The organism is Rhodanobacter ginsenosidimutans (assembly GCF_042655685.1).
Classification (GTDB): Bacteria; Pseudomonadota; Gammaproteobacteria; order Xanthomonadales; family Rhodanobacteraceae; genus Rhodanobacter; species Rhodanobacter ginsenosidimutans.
Genome location: NZ_JBHSMM010000001.1, coordinates 312174 through 332588, shown reverse-complemented (window position 1 = coordinate 332588; position 20415 = coordinate 312174). Strand labels below are relative to the sequence as shown.

22 protein-coding genes are annotated in these 20415 nt (G+C 64.6%); 7 read left to right on the top strand and 15 right to left on the bottom strand.

Annotation, left to right across the window (positions count from 1 at the left end; all coding sequences use genetic code 11):
* Together ACFPK0_RS01335 and ACFPK0_RS01330 are read left to right on the top strand one after the other, a co-directional pair.
* Nucleotides 1-747 carry a DUF4336 domain-containing protein gene (locus ACFPK0_RS01335; RefSeq protein WP_377337840.1) on the top strand — a complete coding sequence of 249 codons (747 nt, stop codon included), beginning with the start codon at nt 1-3 and terminating at the stop codon, nt 745-747.
* Nucleotides 748-853: 106 nt separating this feature from the next.
* Entirely contained in the window at nt 854-1687 is an 834-nt protein-coding gene (locus ACFPK0_RS01330) for a pirin family protein (RefSeq protein WP_377337838.1), read from the top strand.
* Between the two features lie 55 nt (nt 1688-1742).
* Here the strand turns inward: ACFPK0_RS01330 and ACFPK0_RS01325 are convergent, their stop codons facing one another.
* A complete protein-coding gene (locus ACFPK0_RS01325; RefSeq protein ID WP_377337836.1) occupies nt 1743-2303 on the bottom strand; it encodes a gluconokinase in 561 nt (186 codons plus the stop codon).
* A 392-nt stretch (nt 2304-2695) separates the two neighbouring features.
* On the opposite strand from ACFPK0_RS01325, the gene ACFPK0_RS01320 reads away from it, so the two are divergent.
* The 4 genes from ACFPK0_RS01320 to ACFPK0_RS01305 all read left to right on the top strand — a co-directional run bounded on the left by ACFPK0_RS01320 (nt 2696) and on the right by ACFPK0_RS01305 (nt 5769).
* Complete coding sequence (locus tag ACFPK0_RS01320; protein ID WP_377337834.1) at nt 2696-3163, top strand: SPFH domain-containing protein; 468 nt, start codon at nt 2696-2698, stop codon at nt 3161-3163.
* Between the two features lie 177 nt (nt 3164-3340).
* Nucleotides 3341-3979: a 16S rRNA (guanine(527)-N(7))-methyltransferase RsmG gene (gene rsmG / locus ACFPK0_RS01315; protein ID WP_377337832.1), complete on the top strand. Its 639-nt coding sequence runs from the start codon at nt 3341-3343 to the stop codon at nt 3977-3979.
* Between the two features lie 63 nt (nt 3980-4042).
* Complete coding sequence (locus tag ACFPK0_RS01310; protein ID WP_056082938.1) at nt 4043-4897, top strand: ParA family protein; 855 nt, start codon at nt 4043-4045, stop codon at nt 4895-4897.
* Nucleotides 4898-4899: 2 nt separating this feature from the next.
* Nucleotides 4900-5769 carry a ParB/RepB/Spo0J family partition protein gene (locus ACFPK0_RS01305; RefSeq protein WP_056606677.1) on the top strand — a complete coding sequence of 290 codons (870 nt, stop codon included), beginning with the start codon at nt 4900-4902 and terminating at the stop codon, nt 5767-5769.
* Between the two features lie 120 nt (nt 5770-5889).
* Here the strand turns inward: ACFPK0_RS01305 and ACFPK0_RS01300 are convergent, their stop codons facing one another.
* From ACFPK0_RS01300 to ACFPK0_RS01240, 13 genes are all read right to left on the bottom strand, one after another.
* Nucleotides 5890-6423 carry a hypothetical protein gene (locus ACFPK0_RS01300; RefSeq protein WP_235578719.1) on the bottom strand — a complete coding sequence of 178 codons (534 nt, stop codon included), beginning with the start codon at nt 6421-6423 and terminating at the stop codon, nt 5890-5892.
* A 95-nt stretch (nt 6424-6518) separates the two neighbouring features.
* Nucleotides 6519-6944, bottom strand: a complete 426-nt coding sequence (locus tag ACFPK0_RS01295; RefSeq protein ID WP_056082948.1) for a F0F1 ATP synthase subunit epsilon — start codon at nt 6942-6944, stop codon at nt 6519-6521.
* 117 nt (nt 6945-7061) lie between these two features.
* Complete coding sequence (gene atpD, locus ACFPK0_RS01290; protein ID WP_056606683.1) at nt 7062-8495, bottom strand: F0F1 ATP synthase subunit beta; 1434 nt, start codon at nt 8493-8495, stop codon at nt 7062-7064.
* A gap of 125 nt (nt 8496-8620) precedes the next feature.
* Nucleotides 8621-9538 carry a F0F1 ATP synthase subunit gamma gene (atpG, locus tag ACFPK0_RS01285; protein WP_056606686.1) on the bottom strand — a complete coding sequence of 306 codons (918 nt, stop codon included), beginning with the start codon at nt 9536-9538 and terminating at the stop codon, nt 8621-8623.
* Between the two features lie 127 nt (nt 9539-9665).
* The gene (gene atpA, locus ACFPK0_RS01280; protein ID WP_056606689.1) at nt 9666-11216 is read right to left on the bottom strand and encodes a F0F1 ATP synthase subunit alpha; all 1551 of its coding nucleotides are present in this window, start codon (nt 11214-11216) and stop codon (nt 9666-9668) included.
* 151 nt (nt 11217-11367) lie between these two features.
* The gene (locus ACFPK0_RS01275) at nt 11368-11898 is read right to left on the bottom strand and encodes a F0F1 ATP synthase subunit delta (RefSeq protein WP_377337827.1); all 531 of its coding nucleotides are present in this window, start codon (nt 11896-11898) and stop codon (nt 11368-11370) included.
* Nucleotides 11899-11900: 2 nt separating this feature from the next.
* Nucleotides 11901-12371 (bottom strand): F0F1 ATP synthase subunit B, encoded by a 471-nt coding sequence (locus tag ACFPK0_RS01270; protein ID WP_007082360.1) that lies wholly within the window; start codon nt 12369-12371, stop codon nt 11901-11903.
* Nucleotides 12372-12473: 102 nt separating this feature from the next.
* Nucleotides 12474-12767 (bottom strand): F0F1 ATP synthase subunit C, encoded by a 294-nt coding sequence (gene atpE, locus ACFPK0_RS01265; RefSeq protein ID WP_007082359.1) that lies wholly within the window; start codon nt 12765-12767, stop codon nt 12474-12476.
* A 66-nt stretch (nt 12768-12833) separates the two neighbouring features.
* Nucleotides 12834-13652: a F0F1 ATP synthase subunit A gene (gene atpB, locus ACFPK0_RS01260; RefSeq protein ID WP_056082963.1), complete on the bottom strand. Its 819-nt coding sequence runs from the start codon at nt 13650-13652 to the stop codon at nt 12834-12836.
* Nucleotides 13653-13655: 3 nt separating this feature from the next.
* The gene (locus tag ACFPK0_RS01255; RefSeq protein ID WP_056082966.1) at nt 13656-14021 is read right to left on the bottom strand and encodes a hypothetical protein; all 366 of its coding nucleotides are present in this window, start codon (nt 14019-14021) and stop codon (nt 13656-13658) included.
* 242 nt (nt 14022-14263) lie between these two features.
* Nucleotides 14264-14641, bottom strand: coding sequence for a phasin family protein (locus ACFPK0_RS01250; protein ID WP_007082356.1), 378 nt, complete (start codon nt 14639-14641; stop codon nt 14264-14266).
* Between the two features lie 247 nt (nt 14642-14888).
* Nucleotides 14889-15257: a 6-carboxytetrahydropterin synthase QueD gene (gene queD, locus ACFPK0_RS01245; protein ID WP_377337822.1), complete on the bottom strand. Its 369-nt coding sequence runs from the start codon at nt 15255-15257 to the stop codon at nt 14889-14891.
* Between the two features lie 137 nt (nt 15258-15394).
* Nucleotides 15395-18247 (bottom strand): TonB-dependent receptor, encoded by a 2853-nt coding sequence (locus ACFPK0_RS01240; RefSeq protein ID WP_377337820.1) that lies wholly within the window; start codon nt 18245-18247, stop codon nt 15395-15397.
* Between the two features lie 137 nt (nt 18248-18384).
* On the opposite strand from ACFPK0_RS01240, the gene ACFPK0_RS01235 reads away from it, so the two are divergent.
* The gene (locus ACFPK0_RS01235; RefSeq protein ID WP_056082975.1) at nt 18385-19164 is read left to right on the top strand and encodes a DeoR/GlpR family DNA-binding transcription regulator; all 780 of its coding nucleotides are present in this window, start codon (nt 18385-18387) and stop codon (nt 19162-19164) included.
* Nucleotides 19165-19180: 16 nt separating this feature from the next.
* On the opposite strand, the gene ACFPK0_RS01230 is transcribed toward ACFPK0_RS01235, so the two are convergent.
* Nucleotides 19181-20302: an amidohydrolase family protein gene (locus ACFPK0_RS01230; RefSeq protein WP_377337818.1), complete on the bottom strand. Its 1122-nt coding sequence runs from the start codon at nt 20300-20302 to the stop codon at nt 19181-19183.
* Between the last annotated feature and the right edge of the window lie 113 nt (nt 20303-20415).

Below are 20415 nucleotides of genomic sequence, written 5' to 3'. Positions count from 1 at the left end.
ATGTCGGCAATGGGCCTGTACACACCGCTGAATATCCTCAAACCGGTGGCGGCCGGGATATGGATCGCCGATGGCCCGCTCGTGTACACGGCTGCATTCGGCATGCGCGCGCCGTTCCCCACCCGCATGACGCTGGTTCAACTGGCCGATGGCGAGCTGTGGTGCCATTCCCCGATCGCGCCGGATCAGGCCTTGTTCGCGGCCATCGACGCGCTCGGCCCGGTGCGCCACCTGGTGTCGCCGAACCTGCTGCATTACGCGCACATCGCCGCGTGGAAACAGCGCTACCCGCAGGCGCACGCGTGGGCCTCGCCCGGCGTGCGCGAGCGCGCCGCCAGCCAACACATCGAGGTGCACTTCGATGCCGACCTCGACGATGCGCCACCACCGGACTGGGCTGCCACGATCGACCAGTTGCACTTTCGTGGCAGCCGGGCGATGCAGGAAATCGTGTTTCTGCACCGCGCCAGCGCCACGCTGATCCTGGCTGACCTGATCGAGAACTTCGAGGCCGAAAAACTGCCGACAGCGATGCGCTGGATGGCGCGGCTCGGCGGCGTGATCGATCCCGACGGCAAGGCACCGCTGGACCTGCGCTTGACCTACGCCGGGCACAAGGCCCAGGCCCGCGCATCGCTTGCACGCATGCGGGCATGGCAACCGCAACGGGTGATCCTTGCCCATGGCCGCTGCTATCTGGAAAACGCGGCGACCGAGCTGGCCCGTGCGTTTCGCTGGCTGGAATGACCTCAGCGTTGCACCCCGGGAACAATCCGTTCCCGCGCCGATGCTTGGATAAGCGGCCGAACGGGGCCATCTTGGCGGGCAATCCCACCCTTTACCGGAGCAAGCCATGAGCGACCGCCACATCACACGCCGCATCCGCGGCATGGACACCGCCGACGGCGCCGGCGTGAAGCTGAAACGCATCATCGGCCAGCCCGGACTGGACATGCTCGACCCGTTCCTGCTGCTGGACGAATTCCGTTCCGACAGTGCCGACGACTACATCGCCGGCTTCCCCGAGCATCCGCATCGCGGCTTCGAAACCGTCACCTACATGCTGGCTGGCCGCATGCAGCATCACGACAACCACGGCAACAGGGGTGACCTCACACCCGGCAGCGTGCAGTGGATGACGGCCGGTCGCGGCATCCTGCATTCGGAGATGCCGCAGCAGGAGAACGGCCTGATGTGGGGTTTCCAGCTCTGGGTGAACCTGCCGGCCAGCGACAAGATGACGGCCCCACGCTACCAGGACATCGGCCCCGAGCGGATTCCGGTGGTGCACCCGGCCGAGGGTGTCGAGGTCAAGGTGATCGCCGGTGAACTGGCCGGCGCCACCGGCCCGGTCGAAGGCGTGGTCACCGCACCGATCTATCTCGACATCGCGCTGCAACCGGGCGCACAGCTGGCGCTGGACTTGCCCGCCGGCCACCACGGTTTCGCCTATGTGTTCGAGGGCGAATCAGCCATCGTTGGCGGCGAACAGCTGCAGCGCAGCGAGCTGGGCGTGTTGTCCGACGGCGACACGCTGCAACTGACCGGCGGCGCGCAACCCTCACGCCTGCTGGTGGTCGCCGGCAAACCGCTCAACGAGCGCGTCGCGCGCTACGGACCGTTCGTGATGAATACACCCGAGCAGATCCAGGAAGCCATCGCCGACTTCCGCGCCGGCAAGTTCTGAGGCGAACCCTGCCGGCGCCATCACCTCGCATCGAGGGATGCGCCGGCAAACCGGTTTATCGTTCGTCCGCCGGTGCGCTCGCATGGGCGGACGGACGGCAGGCCCAGTCGATAATGGCGGCCAGACTTGCCTCCACGCCATGTTCCTCGGTGACCCGCAAAGCATCCTCGTCCGCGCCCGGTTCTTCCAGCGTGGCCAGTTGGCTGTCCAGCAGCGACGGCGGCATGAAGTGGTTGCGGCTGCGCATGCGCCGGGCCAGCTCGTCGTGGGGTACGTGCAGGTAGGCGAAACGCACGCCGGCGCCGGCCTGGCGCAAGCAGTCGCGGTAGATGCGGCGCAGTGCCGAGCACGCCACGACGGCGCTTTCACCGCGTTGCAGCCGCTGCGACATCCATTCGGCGATCGCCTGCAGCCACGGCCAGCGATCCTCGTCGTTCAGCGGCGTGCCCGCGCTCATCTTTGCGACGTTCGCCGGCGGATGCACGCTGTCGCCCTCGAGGAACGCCCAGCCCAGCTTCTGCGCCAGCTCCCGGGCCATGGTGGTCTTGCCCGAACCGGATACGCCCATGACCACGACGACCGTGGCCTGATCACCCTGCTGCCTCTCGCCTGTCACGTGCTCGCTGCCTCTGTGTCGCGGGCCGTTACCTTACTTCACCTGCCGCACGCCGGCCACGGCGGGCACTTTTCTTGCTTCGAACGGGTGGCGGCAGCGCGCCACGCCCGTGGCGAGCGAAATCCGATGCGCGATTGACGTGCGGTGACACAAAAGATCGCCAAGCGTCAAGCATCGGCTAAAGATCTCCGGGCGCCGGCCGAAGCGTTAAGTAAGCGTTTCTACGAAAAACGAGCCGGATGAGGGATGAAAAGGGGCGCCGTTGGCTACAGGCCTTGTTTCGGTCTGGCTCTCGGGTTAAATGTCCGTTAATATTTCACACCAGGTCCGCCTGTACCCTTAAGTTGTTGTACTGGACGAGGAAATAACAGCCAAGTGGCTGTTTTAAAAAGATGAACACGCTCATTTCGGTCATGGTTCTGGGGTCCGCACTGGCATTGCTCGCCAGCGCGATCAAGCATGTGCCCGCCGGACAGGTCTACAGCCTGCATCGGCTCGGGAAGCCGGCGCGGCTGCTGCAGCCGGGCGTGCACATGGTGATGCCGCTGCTGGAGCGCGTGGCGCACAAGATCAACCTCGCCGGCCAGGTGCTGCGGCTGGAAGAGTCGGCGGCCGACAACGCCCATGATGTTCGCGGCACGGTGTATTGGCAGGTGCTGGAGCCCGAGCGCGCCGATGCGGTGTTCGACCAGGTCGATCAGTTGATCCGCCGTGGCGCCATCGCCGCCATGAATGACGAGCCGCTGGCCGCTGAAGCCGCCGACCGCCGCGTAATGGGCACGCGGATGAAGCAGGCGTTGAACAGTGCCCTGCGCGAACGCGGCATGATGGTCACGCGGGTGGATCTCGACCTGGCTTGATCACATCAGGCACCCAGCGCGAACCGACCCGCCGTCCGGCGGGTTTTTGTTGGGCGACGCGCTGGCATCCGTGCCGCGTGAACGGGATACTGCCGCGGCACCGCAGCGACTCGACCGCCACCACCGTGCGCGGTCGCGATTGAAGTCGCTCCTACCACCCACGTTTCAGGAATCACCATGGCAGCGCGCGACGCCTTGCAGGCACGGCTCGAACAGGGCATCGATCAACTGGGTTTGCAACTGCCGGCCGACGCGGTGTCACGGCTGCTGGATTACCAGGCGCTGCTGGAGCGCTGGAACGCCACCTACAACCTCACCGCCGTGCGCGATCCGGCGGAAATGGTCACCCGCCACCTGCTGGATTCGCTGGCGATCCTGCCCTACGTGCAAGGCGCCACCCTGGCCGACCTGGGCACCGGCCCGGGGCTGCCGGGGATCGTGCTGGCGATCGCCGCGCCGGGGCGCGAGATCCTGCTGGTGGACTCCAACGGCAAGAAGGTGCGCTTCCTGCGCGAGGCAATTCGCTCGCTCAAACTCGAAGGCGTGCGTGCGTTGCAGTCGCGCGTGGAAGACGTCGAGGGCCAATACGATTGCGTGACCGCGCGCGCTTTCGCCAGCCTCGCCGACATGCTGGGCTGGGGTGGGCAGTTGCTGGCGCCGGACGGCATCTGGTTGGCAATGAAGGGGAAGCGCCCTGACGACGAACTGCCCGGCATCCCGCCCGGCTTCGCCGTTCGCAGCACGCATGAACTGGCCGTGCCGGGCCTGCCGGCCGAACGCCACCTGCTGGTGATCGGGCGCACATCCGCCAGGTGACGGACAGCGCGGGGCTGGGCGACGCATTACACTAGGGGTTCCCGCGCACGGTAGCTACCATCCATGGCCCGCATCATCGCTGTCGCCAACCAGAAGGGCGGCGTCGGCAAGACCACCACGGCAGTCAACCTCGCTGCGGCATTGGCCGCCGCGAAACGCAAGGTATTGCTGGTGGACCTGGACCCGCAGGGCAACGCCACGATGGCGTCGGGGATCAGCAAGCGCGACCACCGCCCCAACGGTTGCGACGTGTTGCTGGAAGAGGCCACCGTCGCCGAAGCTATCGTGGCCACCGACGCACACTACGACCTGCTGCCCGGCAACGGCGACCTCACCGCCGCCGAGCTGAAGCTGATGGACGCGTTGGCGCGCGAGCACCGGTTGAAGGAACAACTGGCGAAGGTGACCGGCGACTACGACACCATCCTGATCGACTGCCCGCCCTCACTGAACCTGCTGACCTTGAATGCGTTGACCGCCGCCAATGGCGTGCTGATTCCGGTGCAATGCGAGTATTTCGCGCTGGAAGGCCTGTCCAGCCTGCTCGAAACCATCAAGGCGGTGCGCCAACGCCTGAACCCCACGCTGGAAGTGGAAGGCCTGCTGCGCACCATGTACGACGTGCGCAACAACCTGGGCAACGAGGTTTCCGCCCAGCTCACCCAGCATTTCGGCGACAAGGTGCTGCGCTCGATCATCCCGCGCAACGTGCGCCTGGCCGAAGCGCCCAGCCACGGCCAGCCGATTCATCTGTACGACCGCAGCTCGCGTGGCGCGATCGCCTATGTCGGCCTGGCCGGCGAGATGATCCGGCGTGAACGCAATCAGGCCGCCGCCGGCGCGGCAGCCGATGCCGCCACGCATGATCACGAACACCCGGTAACGCATGACGCCGTCGCCGGCATTCACCAGGAATAAGCATGGCCGCTGCAAAAAAACGTGGGCTTGGACGCGGGCTCGACGCCCTGCTCGGCGGCGACGGCCCGGACACCCCGCCGCTGACCGAACAGGAAGGCGAGCTGCGCGTGCTGCCGATCCAGCAGATCCAGCCCGGCAAATACCAGCCGCGGCGGCACTGGAACGAAGAGGCGCTGGAGGAGTTGGCCGCGTCGATCAAGGCGCAGGGCCTGATCCAGCCGGTGGTGGTGCGGGCGCTGGGCAAGAACAGCTACGAGCTGATCGCCGGTGAGCGGCGCTGGCGTGCGGCGCAACGCGCGCAATTGGCCGAACTGCCCGCGCTGGTCAAGCGCGTACCGGAAGAATCCGTGCCCGCGATGGCACTGATCGAGAACATCCAGCGCGAGGATCTCACCCCGCTGGAAGAGGCCGACGCGCTGAAGCGGCTGATCGACGATTTCGACCTCACCCACCAGCAAGCCGCCGATGCCGTGGGCCGCTCGCGCGCCGCGGTCTCCAACCTGCTGCGGCTCACCGAACTGCCCGCCTCGATCAAGAAACTACTGGACGAGGGCAAGCTGGAAATGGGCCACGCCCGCTGCCTGCTGACCCTGCCCGAGCGCGATGCCGAAGCGCTGGCGCTGGAAGCCTCGCGCAACGGCTGGACGGTACGCGAGCTGGAGGAGGCCGCACGCCGCGCGCAGACCGAGCCGAAGGGCAAGGCGAAGAACAGCCCGTCCCGCGACCCCAACGTCACCGACCTGGAACGCGAACTGGGCGAGCGCCTGGCCGCGCGGGTGGAACTGGCGCAAGGCCGCGGTGGCCGCGGCAAGCTGGTGATCCACTACCACAGCAACGACGAGCTCGAAGGCATCCTGAGCAAGATCCGCTGACACAAGGCGGAGCGGGGTCTTCACTACTTCCTTTGTGGGAGCGACTTCAGTCGCGATGCTCTTTCTTTGGGGCTCCAGGGCAGAAGCATCGCGACTGAAGTCGCTCCCACAGAAGCAGTTTCAGGACTTCGTCGGCGCTGTCGATACCGCCGCCTTGCCGGCGTGGCATTCGAAGTGGAATACGTAGTCGAGACTGAACGGCTTGGTCTCGCTTTCCACCACATGGCTCTCGCCTTCGGCATCAGCCGCCCAGCGGTCGATGGTCAGCGGGTTGAATTCCCATTGCAGCGCGGCGGCGCGTACGGCAGCGATGAACGCACGGCGGCCCGCATCAGCCTGCGCCTCGCCCGCCACGCGCACCTCGCTCACCGCTCCCTTGTCATCCACGATCAGCATGGCCTGCACGTCCTGCGGCGGCGGGCAGGTGCTGAGCAGGCTGGCCGGGTAGGTGGGGGTCACGCGCTTGAATGGCGTGGCGCCGCTGGACACTTCGCCCATCGCCAGCTGGTAGTGCTCCGTGCCGGGCTCGGCCACCTCATGCCAGGAGGCTTCGCCGGTGGGCGGGGGTGTCGGTAGCGGCTTGGTGGCCACGCAACCGGCCAGCCATACCAGCAGGCTGCCGAAGCTGATGCGCACCATGGTTGCCCGTTTCATCATCGGCGTCCTTCCCTGCGGCCAAAGCTGCATGGTGCCCACACGAAAACGCCGGCACAAGGCCGGCGCTTCGTGGCTTTCCGATGGACCGGAAATCAGTGCTTGAGGGTCTTGCGCAGACGCTCGAGCGCCTGCAGCTGGGCCATCGCCTCGGCCAGCTTGGTCTGCGCCTCGGCGACATCCAGCGCCTCGGTGCGATTGGCCAGGGCGGCTTCGGCCTCCTGCTTGGCGCGCAACGCGGACGCCTCGTCCAGGTCGCTGGCACGCGCGGCGGTGTCAGCCAGCACGGTGACGACCTGTGGCTGCACTTCCAGCATGCCGCCGGAAACATAGAACTGCTGCCGTTCGCCACCGGCCAGCAGCACATCGACGTGGCCGGGTTTGAGGCGGGTGATCAGCGGCGCGTGGCGCGGCGTGATGCCCAGCTCGCCCAGCTCGCCGGTGGCCACGACCATCGTCGCGTCGCCGGAGAAAATCTCGGCTTCGGCACTGACGATGTCGACGCGAATGGTTTGAGTCATGGGTTTTCTCGCTACGCTCGAAGGGAATGGGGAATAGGGATTGGGGAATCGTAGAAGCGGGATGGGTTGCGGCTGTTCCGATTCCCTATTCCCGATTCACGATTCCCGAAAGCCGCCTCAGGCGGCTTTCTTGGCCCCCATTTCCTCGGCTTTCTTGATTGCGTCGTCGATGCCGCCGACCATGTAGAACGCCTGCTCGGGGATGTGGTCGACGTCGCCGTCGACGATCATCTTGAAGCCGCGGATGGTTTCGGCCAGCGACACGTACTTGCCCGGCGAGCCGGTGAACACTTCGGCCACGTGGAACGGCTGCGAGAAGAAGCGCTCGCATTTGCGCGCACGCGACACGGCCTGCTTGTCTTCCTCGGAGAGCTCGTCCATGCCGAGAATCGCGATGATGTCCTTCAGCTCCTTGTAGCGCTGCAGCGTGCCCTGCACGCGGCGGGCGACATCGTAGTGCTCCTGACCGATCACCAGCGGATCGAGCTGGCGGCTGGTCGAGGCCAGCGGATCCACCGCCGGGTAGATGCCCAGGCTGGCGATGTCGCGCGACAGCGCCACGGTCGAGTCCAGATGCGCGAAGGTGGTGGCCGGCGACGGATCGGTGTAGTCATCCGCGGGCACGTACACGGCCTGGATCGAGGTGATGGAGCCGGTCTTGGTCGAGGTGATGCGCTCCTGCAGCACGCCCATCTCGTCGGCCAGGGTCGGCTGGTAGCCCACCGCGGACGGCATGCGGCCCAGCAGCGCGGACACTTCGGTACCGGCCAGCGTGTAGCGGTAGATGTTGTCCACGAAGAACAGCACGTCCTTGCCCTTGCCGTTCTCGTCCTTCTCGTCGCGGAAGTATTCCGCCATGGTCAGGCCGGTCAGCGCCACGCGCAGGCGGTTGCCCGGCGGCTCGTTCATCTGGCCGTAGACCATCGCCACTTTCGATTCGGGCAGGTTGTCGATTTTCACGACGCCTGCTTCCTGCATCTCGTGGTAGAAGTCGTTGCCTTCGCGGGTGCGCTCGCCCACGCCGGCGAACACCGACAGACCGGCGTGCTGGGTGGCGATGTTGTTGATCAGCTCCAGCATGTTCACGGTCTTGCCGACGCCGGCGCCACCGAACAGGCCGACCTTGCCGCCCTTGGCGAACGGGCAGACCAGATCGATCACCTTGATGCCGGTTTCCAGCAGGTCGTTCGCGGCGGCCTGCTCGTCGTACGTCGGCGCTTCGCGGTGGATGACCCACTGATCCTCGGCCTCGATCGGACCGACTTCGTCGATCGGGTTGCCGAGCACGTCCATGATGCGGCCCAGCGTGGCCTTGCCGACCGGCACCTTGATGCCTTCGCCGGTGTTGCGCGCCTGCAGGCCGCGCTTCAGGCCTTCGGTGGAACCCAGCGCGATGGTACGCACGATGCCGTCGCCGAGCTGCTGCTGCACTTCCAGCGTGATGTCGGTGCCGTCGATTTTCAGTGCGTCGTACACCTGCGGCACCTGGTCACGCGGGAATTCCACGTCGACGACCGCGCCGATGATCTGAACAACTTTGCCCTGGCTCATGCTGATAGCTCCGGATGTAACTCTTGAGGTTCTTTACAAAGCGCCGATGATGCGTCGCTCTTACTAGGAGTGCGGCCATGGATGGCCGCTTTTTGATCTTGCTTTGCGATCACGGACGATCGCACTTATACCGCCGCCGCGCCGCCGACGATTTCCGAGATTTCCTGCGTGATCGCGGCCTGGCGTGCCTTGTTGTAGACCAGCGTCAGTTCGTCGATCACCTTGTTCGCGTTGTCCGACGCGGCCTTCATGGCCACCATGCGCGCGGCGTGCTCGCTGGCCAGGTTCTCCAGCGCCGACTGGTACACCACCGACTCGATGTAGCGTCCCAGCACGTGTTCCAGCACGGTCTGCGCGTCGGGCTCGTACAGGTAGTCCCAGTCGTTGGTCGCTTCCAGCTTCACACCGGCGTAGGCCGATTCACCGGCCTCCTGGTGTGCCTCCATCTCCGCGGCCACCAGCGGCAGCGGCAACAGCGCATCGATCGTCGGCTTCTGCACCATCGTGTTGACGAAGTCGTTGTAGGCCAGGAACACGCGGTCCAGCCCGTTGGCCTGGTACGCGTCCATCATCACCTTGATCACGCCCACCAGCTGTTCCAGCTTCGGCTTCTCGCCCAGATGGGTCACGCTGCCGATCAGGTTGACGCCCTTGATGCGACGGAAGAACGCGACCGCCTTCTGCCCGACCGCCACCACGTCCACCTGCACACCCTGCTTCTGCCAGTCGGCAATCGCCGGCAACAGGCGGCGGAACAGGTTGGAGTTGAGGCCGCCGCACAGGCCGCGATCGGTCGACACCACGATGTAGCCGACCCGCGCCACGTTGTTGCGCTCGGTCAGGAACGGATGGCTGAAATCCGTGCTGGCCTGGGCCACGTGCGCGATCACCTTGCGCATGGCGCGGGCATACGGGCGCGAGGCCTTCATCAGGTCCTGCGCGCGGCGGATCTTGGCAGCCGAGACCATTTCGAGCGCGCGCGTCACCTTGCGCATGTTCTGCGTGCTCTTGATCTTGGTTTTGATTTCGCGTCCGCTGGCCATGCTTTACTCGCTCGCTTTGCTCACTTCGTGGGAATCGGGAATGGGGAATCGGGAATGGTTCAAAGCGAAGCGCGCCGCGCCGTTGCTCTTCCGATTCCCTATTCCCGATTCTCTATTCCCTGCTCTCTTACCAACTACCGGTTTTCTTGTACTCGTCCAGCGAGGCCTTGAAGGTGGCTTCGATGTCCTTGTCCCAGTTGCCGGTGGCGACGATGGTCTTCATCAGGTCGGCGTGGTTCTGGTGCATGAAGGCGTGCAGGCCTTTCTCGAACGGCAGCACCTTGGCGACCGGCAGGTCGTCCAGGTAGCCCTTCTCGGCCGCGTACACCGACAAGGCCAGCTCGGCGATCGACAGCGGCGCGTACTGGCCCTGCTTCATCAGCTCGACCACGCGCTGGCCACGGTCCAGCTGGGCGCGGGTGGCCGGGTCCAGGTCCGAGGCGAACTGTGCGAAGGCGGCCAGCTCGCGGTACTGCGCCAGCGCCAGCTTCACGCCGCCGGACAGCTTCTTCACGATCTTGGTCTGCGCGGCGCCGCCGACGCGGGACACCGAGATACCGGCGTTCACGGCGGGACGGATACCGGCGTTGAACAGGTCGGTTTCCAGGAAGATCTGACCGTCGGTGATCGAGATCACGTTGGTCGGCACGAACGCCGAAACGTCGCCGCCCTGGGTTTCGATGATCGGCAGCGCGGTCAGCGAGCCGGTCTTGCCCTTCACTTCGCCGTTGGTGAATTTCTCGACGTAGGCTTCGGACACGCGCGAGGCGCGCTCGAGCAGACGCGAGTGGAGATAAAATACGTCGCCCGGATACGCCTCACGGCCCGGCGGACGCTTCAGCAGCAGCGAGATCTGGCGATACGCCACCGCCTGCTTGGACAGATCGTCGTACACGATCAGCGCGTCTTCGCCGCGATCGCGGAAGTACTCGCCCATCGCGCAACCGGCATACGGCGCCACGTACTGCAGCGCGGCCGACTCGGAGGCCGAGGCCACCACCACGATGGTGTGCGCCAGCGCGCCGTGCGCTTCCAGCTTGCGCACCACGTTGGCCACCGACGAACGCTTCTGGCCGATCGCCACGTAGATGCACTTAACGCCCGAACCCTTCTGCGCGATGATCGCGTCGATCGCCACCGCGGTCTTGCCGGTCTGGCGGTCGCCGATGATCAGCTCGCGCTGACCACGACCGACCGGGATCATCGCGTCGATCGACTTGTAGCCCGTCTGCAGCGGCTGGTCGACCGATTTGCGCCAGATCACGCCGGGCGCGACCTTCTCGACTTCGGCGGTGAGCTTGGCGTTGATCGGACCCTTGCCGTCGATCGGGTTGCCCAGCGCGTCGACGACGCGGCCAAGCAGCTCCGGGCCAACCGGCACTTCGAGGATGCGGCCGGTGGTCTTGGCGGTGTCGCCTTCGCGCAGGTGCTGGTACTCACCCAGCACCACGGCGCCGACCGAGTCGCGCTCCAGGTTCAGCGCCAGCGCGAACGCGTTGCCCGGCAGCTCGATCATTTCGCCCTGCATCGCGTCGGCCAGGCCGTGGATGCGCACGATGCCGTCGGACACGCTGATGATCGTGCCTTCGTTGCGTGCTTCGGCGCCGAGCTTGAACTGCTCAATGCGGCTCTTGATCAGTTCGCTGATCTCGGACGGATTCAGTGTTGTACTGGACATGGTTGCCTATCCCGGATTTTGAATGCTTTTTCGAAGCGTCCGGTCATGCATGACCGGTTGTGCTCTCCGCGAAACAGACTTCGCGTTTAATCAATTTTTCCGGCCATGAATGGCCAGTTTTTGCCCTTCGCGAAACGGACTTCGCGTCTATTCAACCCAGCGCGCCGGCCAGCTGCGCGAGACGTCCGCGCGCCGAGCCGTCGATCACTTCCGTGCCGGTGTCGATGATGGCGCCAGCCAGCAGCGTGGCATCGACCGAGGTTTCCAGTTCGATCTCGCGATGGAAGCGGCGCTTCAGCGACGCCTTCAACTGCTCGGCCTGCGCCGCGTCCAGTGCCATCGCGCTGGTCACCTTGACCAGCAGCTGCGACTCGGACTCGCGTTTGAGCGTCTCGAACAATTCAGCCACCTCGGGCAGCAAGCCCAGGCGACGCTGTTCAGCCATCTCGGTCAGGAACTGGCCGAACGGCGCATCGACCGCCACGCCAGCCGGCAGATGCAGCGCCACCAGTTGCGACGGCAGTACCCGCGGATCATTGCCGAGGCCGCTCACGCGCGCGTCGCCCGCCACCGCTGCGGCAAACGCCAGCGATTGCGACCACGCGCCCAGCGAGCCAGCCGCGCGCGCTACTTCGAAAGCGGCACGCGCGTAGGGACGGGCGAGAGTGACGGATTGCGCCATGGTCAGATCTCGGCCGCGAGCTGGTCGAGCAGGGCCTTGTGCGTCGAGGCATCAACCTCGCGCTGCACGATCTTGCTGGCTCCCTGCACCGCCAACGCACCAACCTGCTCGCGCAGCTGGTCGCGGGCGCGCTGCGCCATCGAGGCGATGTCGTCCTGCGCGGTGGCCTTCAGCCGGTTGATCTCGGCAACCGCATCACCGCGGGCCTTGTCGATGATCTGGTTGGCCTGCTGCTGGGCCTTGTCGATGATCTCGGAGGCCTGCTGACGCGCCACCTTGATCTCGGCCTGCACTTTCACGTCGGCGCTTTTCAGCTCGGCGTGCGCACGCTCGGCCGCACTCAGACCTTCGGCGATCTTTACTTGCCGGTCTTCAATGGCCTTGGTGATATGCGGCCAGATGAAGTGGACGCAGAACCAGATCAAGATGGCGAACGAAAGCATTTCGCCAATCAAGGTCGCGTTGAAATTCATCGCTGCGTTACCTGTAAATACGGAGTGGAACGGACCCGGGCTTCATGCAGCCCAGGCCGGAAACACGGTGGCGCCGCAACGGCGCCACCGGAAGAGCGTTGCTTACTGGCCCGCGCCAGCAGCCGACAGCACCGAACCCAGCAGCGGGTTGGCCACGGCGAAGTACATCGCCAGCGCCACACCGATCAGGAACGCCGCGTCGATCAGGCCGGCCAGCAGGAACATGCGGCCCTGCAGCAGCGGCACCAGCTCAGGCTGACGGGCGGCGGCTTCGAGGAACTTCGAACCCATGATGCCGATACCGATACAGGCACCGAGCGCACCGAAGCCGATGATCAGGCCGAGCGCGATAGCGGTGAAGCCCTGGATTTGTGCAAACTGAACGAGATGTTCCACGGTGATCTCCTGAGAAATACAAGCTGAAGTCAAAACGGATGAAGCGAAGAATTCGAGGTGCGCGGATCAGTGGTGATCGTGTGCCATCGAGATGTAGACGATCGTCAGCACCATGAAGATAAATGCCTGAATCGAGATGATCAGGATGTGGAAAATGCCCCACACCGTGTAGCCGATGATGCCCGCGCCATACAAGGCCCAGCCCGCCAGGCCGGCACCGGCGCTGAACAGGCCGGCGATCAGCATGAACACCAGCTCGCCCGCGTACATGTTGCCGAACAGTCGCATCGCCAGGCTGACCGGCTTGGACGCCAGCTCGACCAGGTTCAGTGCGAAGTTGGGCAGCCACAGCAGCGGGTGCTTGCCGAACGGGGCGGTGAACAGCTCGCGCATGTAGCCGCCGGCGCCCTTGGCCTTGAAGCTGTAGAAGATGATCAGCACGAACACCGTCAGCGACATCGCGAAGGTCATGTTGATATCGGCGGTGGGCACGGCGCGGAAATGGCCGATGCCGAACATCTCGGTGATCCACGGCAGCAGATCCACCGGCAGCAGATCCATCGCGTTCATCAGGAATACCCAGATGAACACGGTCAGCGCCAGCGGGCCCAGCACGCGACGATCGCCATGGAACACGTCCTTGACCTGGCCGTCGACGAACTCCAGCACGATCTCCACGAACGCCTGGCCCTTGCCCGGCACGCCGGCCGTGGCCTTGCGCGCCTTCAGCCAGAACCACAGGCAGAACAGCACGCCCAGCGCCAGCGAAATCGTGACCGAATCGAGATGCACTGCCCAGAAGCCATCGGGGCTCGAATGCGGCACGAGATGGGTCAGGTGGTGCTGGATGTATTCGGTGAGGCCGCCAGTCGGCTCGCTTGCCATGTCTCAACCCTTGAATCTGAACGCCAGCAGATAAACCGCGAAGGCAGCCACCAGCCCGGTAATGGCAGCCGGTGGCGGCAACTTGAATTGGAACAGGATCACGACCAGCCCCCCGACGATCACGATCCACTTCAGGAGCATGCCCGTCAGCAAGCGGCTCAACGCCATGCGCGCACCGTGCAAGCCACTGAAAAACCGCACCGACAACAGCGCGGTACCCAGCGCCACCATCGTTGCAGCTGCAGCGGCCGCTATCGCCTCGCGAGGTCCCTGTGCCAGAAATGCCACTCCGGCCAAAACTGCCACAGCAAGCTGCAGCAGCGAGGTACGCAAAGCGAGACGGCGACCGGTGGCAAGACTGTTGAGCACGCAAGGCCTCCGCGCGGTTTACACCAGGCGGCACCGATAGCTACGGGCCACGATCCGATCCGGCGAAGTATATCAGTGGGCGCATTCCAGCGACAAGCCGCCGGGGTGCGACATTTTGTTCTTCACCCTGCCGTGCGGCGGCTTGCAGACCACTCGCGAGCCAGGAATCGATGGCAAAGAAAGGGCCGGACAGTGGGGATCTGTCCGGCCCAAGACTCGCACACGGGGGGAGTTTTTACAGATTACTTGGCGGCAGCCTTGCGACCGACCGGCGCAGCGGCGTCATTCGCGGCCTGGCGCTGTTCCTGCACCAGGGCGCCCAGCGACTGGGCGGTCTTCTGCGAGATGGCGATCACTTCCTGCGACACGGCAACGGCCTGCTCGGCGTTCTCGCGGCTCACGCTGGCGCCCTTTTCCCACAGGCTGCGCAGACCGTCGATGTCACGGGTTTCCTGCACGGCCGCAACGAAGTCGGCGGTCGCGCCGGCCTGGCGCTGCAATTCCTTGAACTGCAGTTCGGCGACCGTCTGCAGGCCCTTCAGGGCGAGCGTCTGCGCCTTGAAGGCGTTGTCGGAGAACTGTTTGGCGTAGTCGAAAAACTGATTGATCTGCTGCGTCATGATCTAAGTCCTCGTTGAGGATGGGGTAGTGAGGCAAAGATTAGCGGCAATCTTTGTGCATTGCAACATATTTCTTCAGCCACCCCGGCCTCAGTTGGAAAATATTCATTTAACGCTTGCACTTATCTATCGAAGCCCGCTCTTTCGCATCGCGTCAGAAATGAGCCGACGAAGTGCCGAGGGAGGTCGAAGTGACCCGATGAGCCGCAGGCGGCGTGGCGGGCAAGCCGGCCTGCTGGCGCGAACCTCAACGCGCAGCGGATGGCCCGCGGTAGCGACATCCCGAGGTGCAGGTTTCATGCACCACGACTTCGGACAACAGCGGCAACGCCGGCTTCAGGCGATCCCATATCCAGATCGACAGGCGCTCGCTGGTGGGGTTGTCCAGCCCCTCGATGTCGTTGAGGTAGTGATGGTCGAGCTGGTCGTAGATCGGTGCGAACGCGGCCTTGACGTCGGCGAAGTCCATCACCCAGCCGGTGTCGGCACCCGGCTCGCCACTGACGTGGATTTCCACCCGGAACGAGTGGCCGTGCAGGCGCGAACATTTGTGCCCGGCCGGAACATTCGGCAGCCGATGCGCCGCTTCGATGTTGAAGACTTTGAAGATATCCATGCCGCATTGTACCGCCGGGCCCATGCCGCGCCCGCGTTTGATCCGCTGCGCCAAACACCTTCCCCCGCCCCGCCGCCGACCGGGGGAGGACGGTCAGCGACGAGACAGGGGAAAGATCGGGATGCGACTGACGTCGGCTAGAACCGGAAGCTCACGCCCAGCGTGTAGGAGCGGCCGTAGCGGTAGTAGCTCTGGGTCAGCAGCGGATTGCCATTGATGCTGGTGGTCTGCGCCTCGTCCAGCAGGTTGTTGCCGTCGAGCGTGACGCTGAACATGTCGTTGATGTCGTACGACACGTGCGCCGTCAGCCAGGTGAGCGGGTCGGCCTTCTCGTTGTAGCCGGTGCCCAGGACGTTGATCGCGGAGACGAAGCCGTCGGTGCGATCGGCATTGACACCCAACGACCACTTGCCCTTCTCGTACATCACGCCCAGCGAATACGTTGCCGGGGCAATACCTTCCAGCGGACGCTTCTCGCCCTCCACCCAGCTGCTCGAGAGATTGCGGGTGTACTGGCCGCGCACGCCGAAACCGTTGTCCCAGAAGTGCTGCAGGCCCAGCTCCAGACCCTTGACCTTGGCGTGATCGCCGTTGATCGGGCGCATCACATTGAACAGGTATCCCGGCACGCCGATGTCCTGACCCGGCTCCCAGCTGGTGGTGATCTGGTTCTTGATGTCCTTGTAGAACACGGCCACGTTGGCGATGGAGTGATCCGAGAAATACCACTCCAGCGACAGGTCGCCCTGCGTCGCCGTGTAGGGCTTCAGATCCACGTTGCCGCCGTAGATCTGGGTGAACTCGCCCCAGGAGACGCTTTCGGTGGTGTTGGTGGGCGCCAGCGTATCGACCGACGGACGCGCCATGGTCTTGGCCACGCCCGCGCGCAATTGCAGGTCGTCGGTGAAGTGCCAGGTGAAGTTGGCCGACGGCAACACATAGGTGTAGTCCGCGTCTTCGCTGATCGGCGTCGGCTCCGCGTAGGTCGCGGTGTAGTTGAACGCACCGTTCTCGACGATGCCGAGGATCTTGGCGTCCCACGCCTGCGCGTTGGTGTTCGTCTTGACCAGGCGCACGCCCACGTCGCCATCCCAGTGATCGCCCGACATGTCGGCCTGGACGAAGAAGGCATTGGTCTTCTCGCTGACCCGGTAGCTCTGCAGCGGGTTCCACGCCGGCGCCGCCATGGAGAAGTCGTAGGTACCGCCGCCCGGACGCGGATGACCGTCATACGCGCGCAACTGCGCCAGGTAATTGGGTACGTCGAACGCCAGGAAGCTGCGCGGGAAGCTGCTGTGCACGCCATCCATGAAATGCGGCACGTTGAACGTGTGCGAGATCACGTTGCCGCCCAGGTCGCCCACGTTGATGGCGTAGTTGTCCGCGTAGTAATCCGCGCCGCCGTTGAGGGTGTTGTTGACCAGGTCGCGCGATTTCTCGCGCTCGGTGCGGGTCACGCCAAAGCGCAGCTGGTCCACGCCGAATTTACCGATGAACAGCTTGCCGGACACGGTGGCGCCGGTGATCTTGTCGTCGATGTTGTCGCCACGCAGCTCCATGTAATGGCTGTTGAGGTCCGACTCGGTGAACTGGCCGTCGGCCAGCCCGGTGGCAAGGTCGCGACCGTCGTCGAAATGGATGTCGACATTGGGCACCGCGTTGGGCCCCAGGCTGATGTGCGCCGTGTTCGGCTTGTTCATGCGCAGGACGACGTAAGTGTCCTGGCCACCGGAATGACGCTTCGAGGTGGAGCGGTAGACGTCGCCGGTCAGGGTCAGGTCGGGGGTGACCTTCCATTCGCCGTTGAGGCCGTAGAGCTCGGTGTCGACCACGCGGTATTCGGTCTGGTTCAGCAGCTCCGGGTTGAGCCGCTGATCCGGGTCCGGGTTGTTCATGGTGAAGTCGGTGACGATGCCGTTCTTCACCGTCATGTCGGACCAGCGGCCCGGCGCGAACAGCGTGTAGTACGACTGCTGGTAGGACACCTGCGGCGAATCCAGGCGGGTTTTCAGGCCATCCACCACGATGCGCACGGTGTCGCTCGGGTGCCACTCGAACTTGCCGGAATAGGCACTGCGCTTCTTGTCTTCCAGGATCGACCCGACGCGGAACTGGCCCGGGGCGATGAGGCCGTACTCGTTCGGGTCCAGCTCGTCGTTGCCGTTGAGGTCGATGTTGCCGCCCCAGGCATTGCCGCCCCAGTTCGGGTCGCTGGGATCGGGGTTGCGCGTCCAGCCACCGTCGTTGCCGGCGACATCGGTGCGGTCCTTGCGCTTGGCTTCGACCACGCCCAGCAGCACGCCCATGGTGTCGTTGGCGAAGGTGGTGCTGAAGGTGGCCGAGAGCTTGCGCCCGTTGAGCTCGGACATCTGGTTGCGATCGCCCTCCAGCCGCACGATGCCGTGGGTGCCCTTTTTGTCGAACGGGCTGGCCGAGCGCAGGTTGATCAGGCCGCCGATCGCGCCTTCGGTCAGCGACGCCTGGGCGCCCTTGATCACGTCGGCGCCACTGATGACGTCGGCGGGCAACACGTCGAACGCGAAATCGCGGCCGGCGCCGTCGGTGGCGAGGATGCGATTGTTGAACGTGGTCAGCGTGTATTCCGGCCCCAGGCCGCGCACGCTCACCCGCTGACCTTCGCCGCCGGCGGTGCGCGTAATGGCCACGCCGGTGATGTGGCTGAGCGAATCGGCCACGTTGTTGTCGGGGAACTTGCCCAGTTCCAGGGCACTGATGGAATCCTGCACCGTGCTCGCGTAGCGCTTGAGATCGGCCGAGCGCGCCAGGCTGGCCTGGACGCCCGTCACCGTGATGGCACCCAGGGCGACGGCGTCATCGCCTGATGCAGCCGTCGACTCGGGCTGCGTCTGCGAATCCGGCGCCCCGTTTGTGTTTCCCGGCACGGTCTGGGATAGAGCCACCGTCGGCGCCAACAGGGCAAGCGCTACGGCATAAAACAACATGTTCTGGCGGAAGGATGCGGCATTCACGGGGTTCTCTCCTCGGAAGCGGGTGTTTGGGCCTAACGTCTAAACAACGAAATCGAGCCTAAAGCATGTTTCGTTTTGTATCAATAGCGAAATATATCGAAATGCGGCATACTTTCACCCACCCGTCGGAACACTCCATGGCCGCGACCCGCGACACTAGTCAACGACGCCTCCAGATCAGCGAACTCGTCCGCCAGCAAGGAAGCGTCCAGGTCTCCACCCTCGTCGATCGTTTCGGCGTGAGTGCGCAAACCGTGCGCAAGGACTTGCGTTATCTGGCCGAACGCGGGGTGATGTCGCGCGCTTACGGCGGCGCGATCGACAGCGGCGTCATCAACGGCACGCTGGCCGAGCCCAACTACGAAGCGAAAAGCACCACCCATCTGGACGAAAAGCGCCGCATCGGCGTCTGCGCCGCGGCCCTGGTCAATGTGGGTGACACCATCGCCATCGACTCGGGCACCACCGCCATCGAGCTGGCCAAGGCCTTGCCGGATGCGGAAATCACCGTGGTCACCAACGACTTCGGCGTGCTGACGGCGCTGGCGCCAAAGCACAACATCAACATCGTGATGCTTGGCGGCGAACTGCGCCGCCGCAACATGGCGTTCTACGGCGGGCTGACCATCGAGGCGCTGGACGCCTTGCATGTGGACAAGCTTTTCCTGGGCGTGGACGGCTTCGACCTGGAGCGCGGCATCACCACGCATTACGAGCCCGAGGCGCTGCTCAATCGCAAGATGGTGGAAGCCGCCGGCCTGGTGGTTTCGATCACCGACAGCTCGAAATTCGGCCGGGTCTGCCTGCATCGCATCGTCCCCGTCACCGCGCTGGACATGCTGATCACGGACACCAACGCGCCGGAAGATATCGTCCAGGCCAGCCATCAGCTCGGCTTCAAGCTGCAGCTGGCGTAGGGAGCGGCCGGCACGCTCAATCGGCCGGCCGGGACACGGCAAAAACCCGCACCGCATTGGCGTAGTAGATCTTGTCGATCACCGCGCGCGGCAACGCCAGGCCCGCTACGTCGGCGTGGATCATGTCGATCCGCTGGGTTTCGCCGGTGGCAAGGTAACGCCAGTCGGACGTCCACGCGCCGTGCGCTTCGCGCTTGAATTCCTCGGCCTTGGCGTCCGGGCCGAAGGTCAGGTCGGTGCCGTACAGCAGCCGGTCCTGATAGCGGATGAAGAAGTTGCGCACTTTCTCGCGGTCGCGCACCGACTGGTACTGCACCTGGCTCATGCGTGCGGCCAGGTCGACGGTCGCATTGGGAAACCGGTCCAGGAACGCGCCCAGCCGGTCGACGTCGTATTCCAGGCTGGCCATGTGCGCGCCCACGAAACGCAGCTTCGGGTTGGCGGCCACGAAGCGGTCGCGCGCGGCCATCAGGTCCTCGTAGCCAGGCATCTCCGGGTGCAGGTACATGTAGTAATCGGGATGATTGCTGAAGTACTCGCGATCGTTGTCGGTGGTCATCTGATCCAGCGGCAGCCAGCAATTGCGCGGCTCGCCCTGATGGTCGATCAAGGCCATGCCAAGCGTGCGCACCTGCTCGACCACCGGCACCAGACCCGGGTCGTCCAGCATGATCAGCTTGCCGGCGGCGTTCCGCTCCACCAGCCCCACGTTCTTCCAGATCTTCACCGCGAGCGCGCCGCTGGCCACGTCCTGCGCCAGCTTCGCGTCGACCTTGTCGGCCCAGCCCGGCGTGCCGAAGCCCTTCATCGAAAACGTGGTGGCCCAATGGAAATGCGCCGGATCCTTCGCCGCCAGCGCCAGCGCGACCGTGTGTTGCTGCGCGATGCTGGGGAAATCCGGGTAGTCGACGTTGATCGACAACACCTGGAAACCGTCCTCGCGCAGCAGCTCCAGCAGCGCCGGGTCGGCATTGTTGGCGTGGAAATGGGCGTCGTACTTGCGCACCTGCGCGAAGTCGGCCATCGAGTAGCTGTTCGAAACACCCGCGCCCGCCGACTGCGCCGGGGCAGCCGCAATCGAAAACGGAACGGTTGCCGCCAGCACGCCGGCGATCAGATGGCGGAAAACTCGGTTCATCACATCCCCTTCGCTACATAACGAAACATATTTGCACCATACCGAAACGAAACGCTTGCATCAACACCGATCACTGACGCAGAATCGGTACAACACTTTTGCAGGAGTTCGCC

What these genes read in the sequence shown, in the direction of transcription:
- ACFPK0_RS01335 (WP_377337840.1), top strand. Translation starts at nt 1, where the DNA reads ATGTCGGCAATGGGCCTGTACACACCGCTGAATATCCTCAAACCGGTG.
- ACFPK0_RS01330 (WP_377337838.1), top strand. Translation starts at nt 854, where the DNA reads ATGAGCGACCGCCACATCACACGCCGCATCCGCGGCATGGACACCGCC.
- ACFPK0_RS01320 (WP_377337834.1), top strand. Translation starts at nt 2,696, where the DNA reads ATGAACACGCTCATTTCGGTCATGGTTCTGGGGTCCGCACTGGCATTG.
- rsmG (WP_377337832.1), top strand. Translation starts at nt 3,341, where the DNA reads ATGGCAGCGCGCGACGCCTTGCAGGCACGGCTCGAACAGGGCATCGAT.
- ACFPK0_RS01310 (WP_056082938.1), top strand. Translation starts at nt 4,043, where the DNA reads ATGGCCCGCATCATCGCTGTCGCCAACCAGAAGGGCGGCGTCGGCAAG.
- ACFPK0_RS01305 (WP_056606677.1), top strand. Translation starts at nt 4,900, where the DNA reads ATGGCCGCTGCAAAAAAACGTGGGCTTGGACGCGGGCTCGACGCCCTG.
- ACFPK0_RS01300 (WP_235578719.1), bottom strand. Translation starts at nt 6,423, where the DNA reads ATGAAACGGGCAACCATGGTGCGCATCAGCTTCGGCAGCCTGCTGGTA.
- ACFPK0_RS01295 (WP_056082948.1), bottom strand. Translation starts at nt 6,944, where the DNA reads ATGACTCAAACCATTCGCGTCGACATCGTCAGTGCCGAAGCCGAGATT.
- atpD (WP_056606683.1), bottom strand. Translation starts at nt 8,495, where the DNA reads ATGAGCCAGGGCAAAGTTGTTCAGATCATCGGCGCGGTCGTCGACGTG.
- atpG (WP_056606686.1), bottom strand. Translation starts at nt 9,538, where the DNA reads ATGGCCAGCGGACGCGAAATCAAAACCAAGATCAAGAGCACGCAGAAC.
- atpA (WP_056606689.1), bottom strand. Translation starts at nt 11,216, where the DNA reads ATGTCCAGTACAACACTGAATCCGTCCGAGATCAGCGAACTGATCAAG.
- ACFPK0_RS01275 (WP_377337827.1), bottom strand. Translation starts at nt 11,898, where the DNA reads ATGGCGCAATCCGTCACTCTCGCCCGTCCCTACGCGCGTGCCGCTTTC.
- ACFPK0_RS01270 (WP_007082360.1), bottom strand. Translation starts at nt 12,371, where the DNA reads ATGAATTTCAACGCGACCTTGATTGGCGAAATGCTTTCGTTCGCCATC.
- atpB (WP_056082963.1), bottom strand. Translation starts at nt 13,652, where the DNA reads ATGGCAAGCGAGCCGACTGGCGGCCTCACCGAATACATCCAGCACCAC.
- ACFPK0_RS01250 (WP_007082356.1), bottom strand. Translation starts at nt 14,641, where the DNA reads ATGACGCAGCAGATCAATCAGTTTTTCGACTACGCCAAACAGTTCTCC.
- queD (WP_377337822.1), bottom strand. Translation starts at nt 15,257, where the DNA reads ATGGATATCTTCAAAGTCTTCAACATCGAAGCGGCGCATCGGCTGCCG.
- ACFPK0_RS01235 (WP_056082975.1), top strand. Translation starts at nt 18,385, where the DNA reads ATGGCCGCGACCCGCGACACTAGTCAACGACGCCTCCAGATCAGCGAA.
- ACFPK0_RS01230 (WP_377337818.1), bottom strand. Translation starts at nt 20,302, where the DNA reads ATGAACCGAGTTTTCCGCCATCTGATCGCCGGCGTGCTGGCGGCAACC.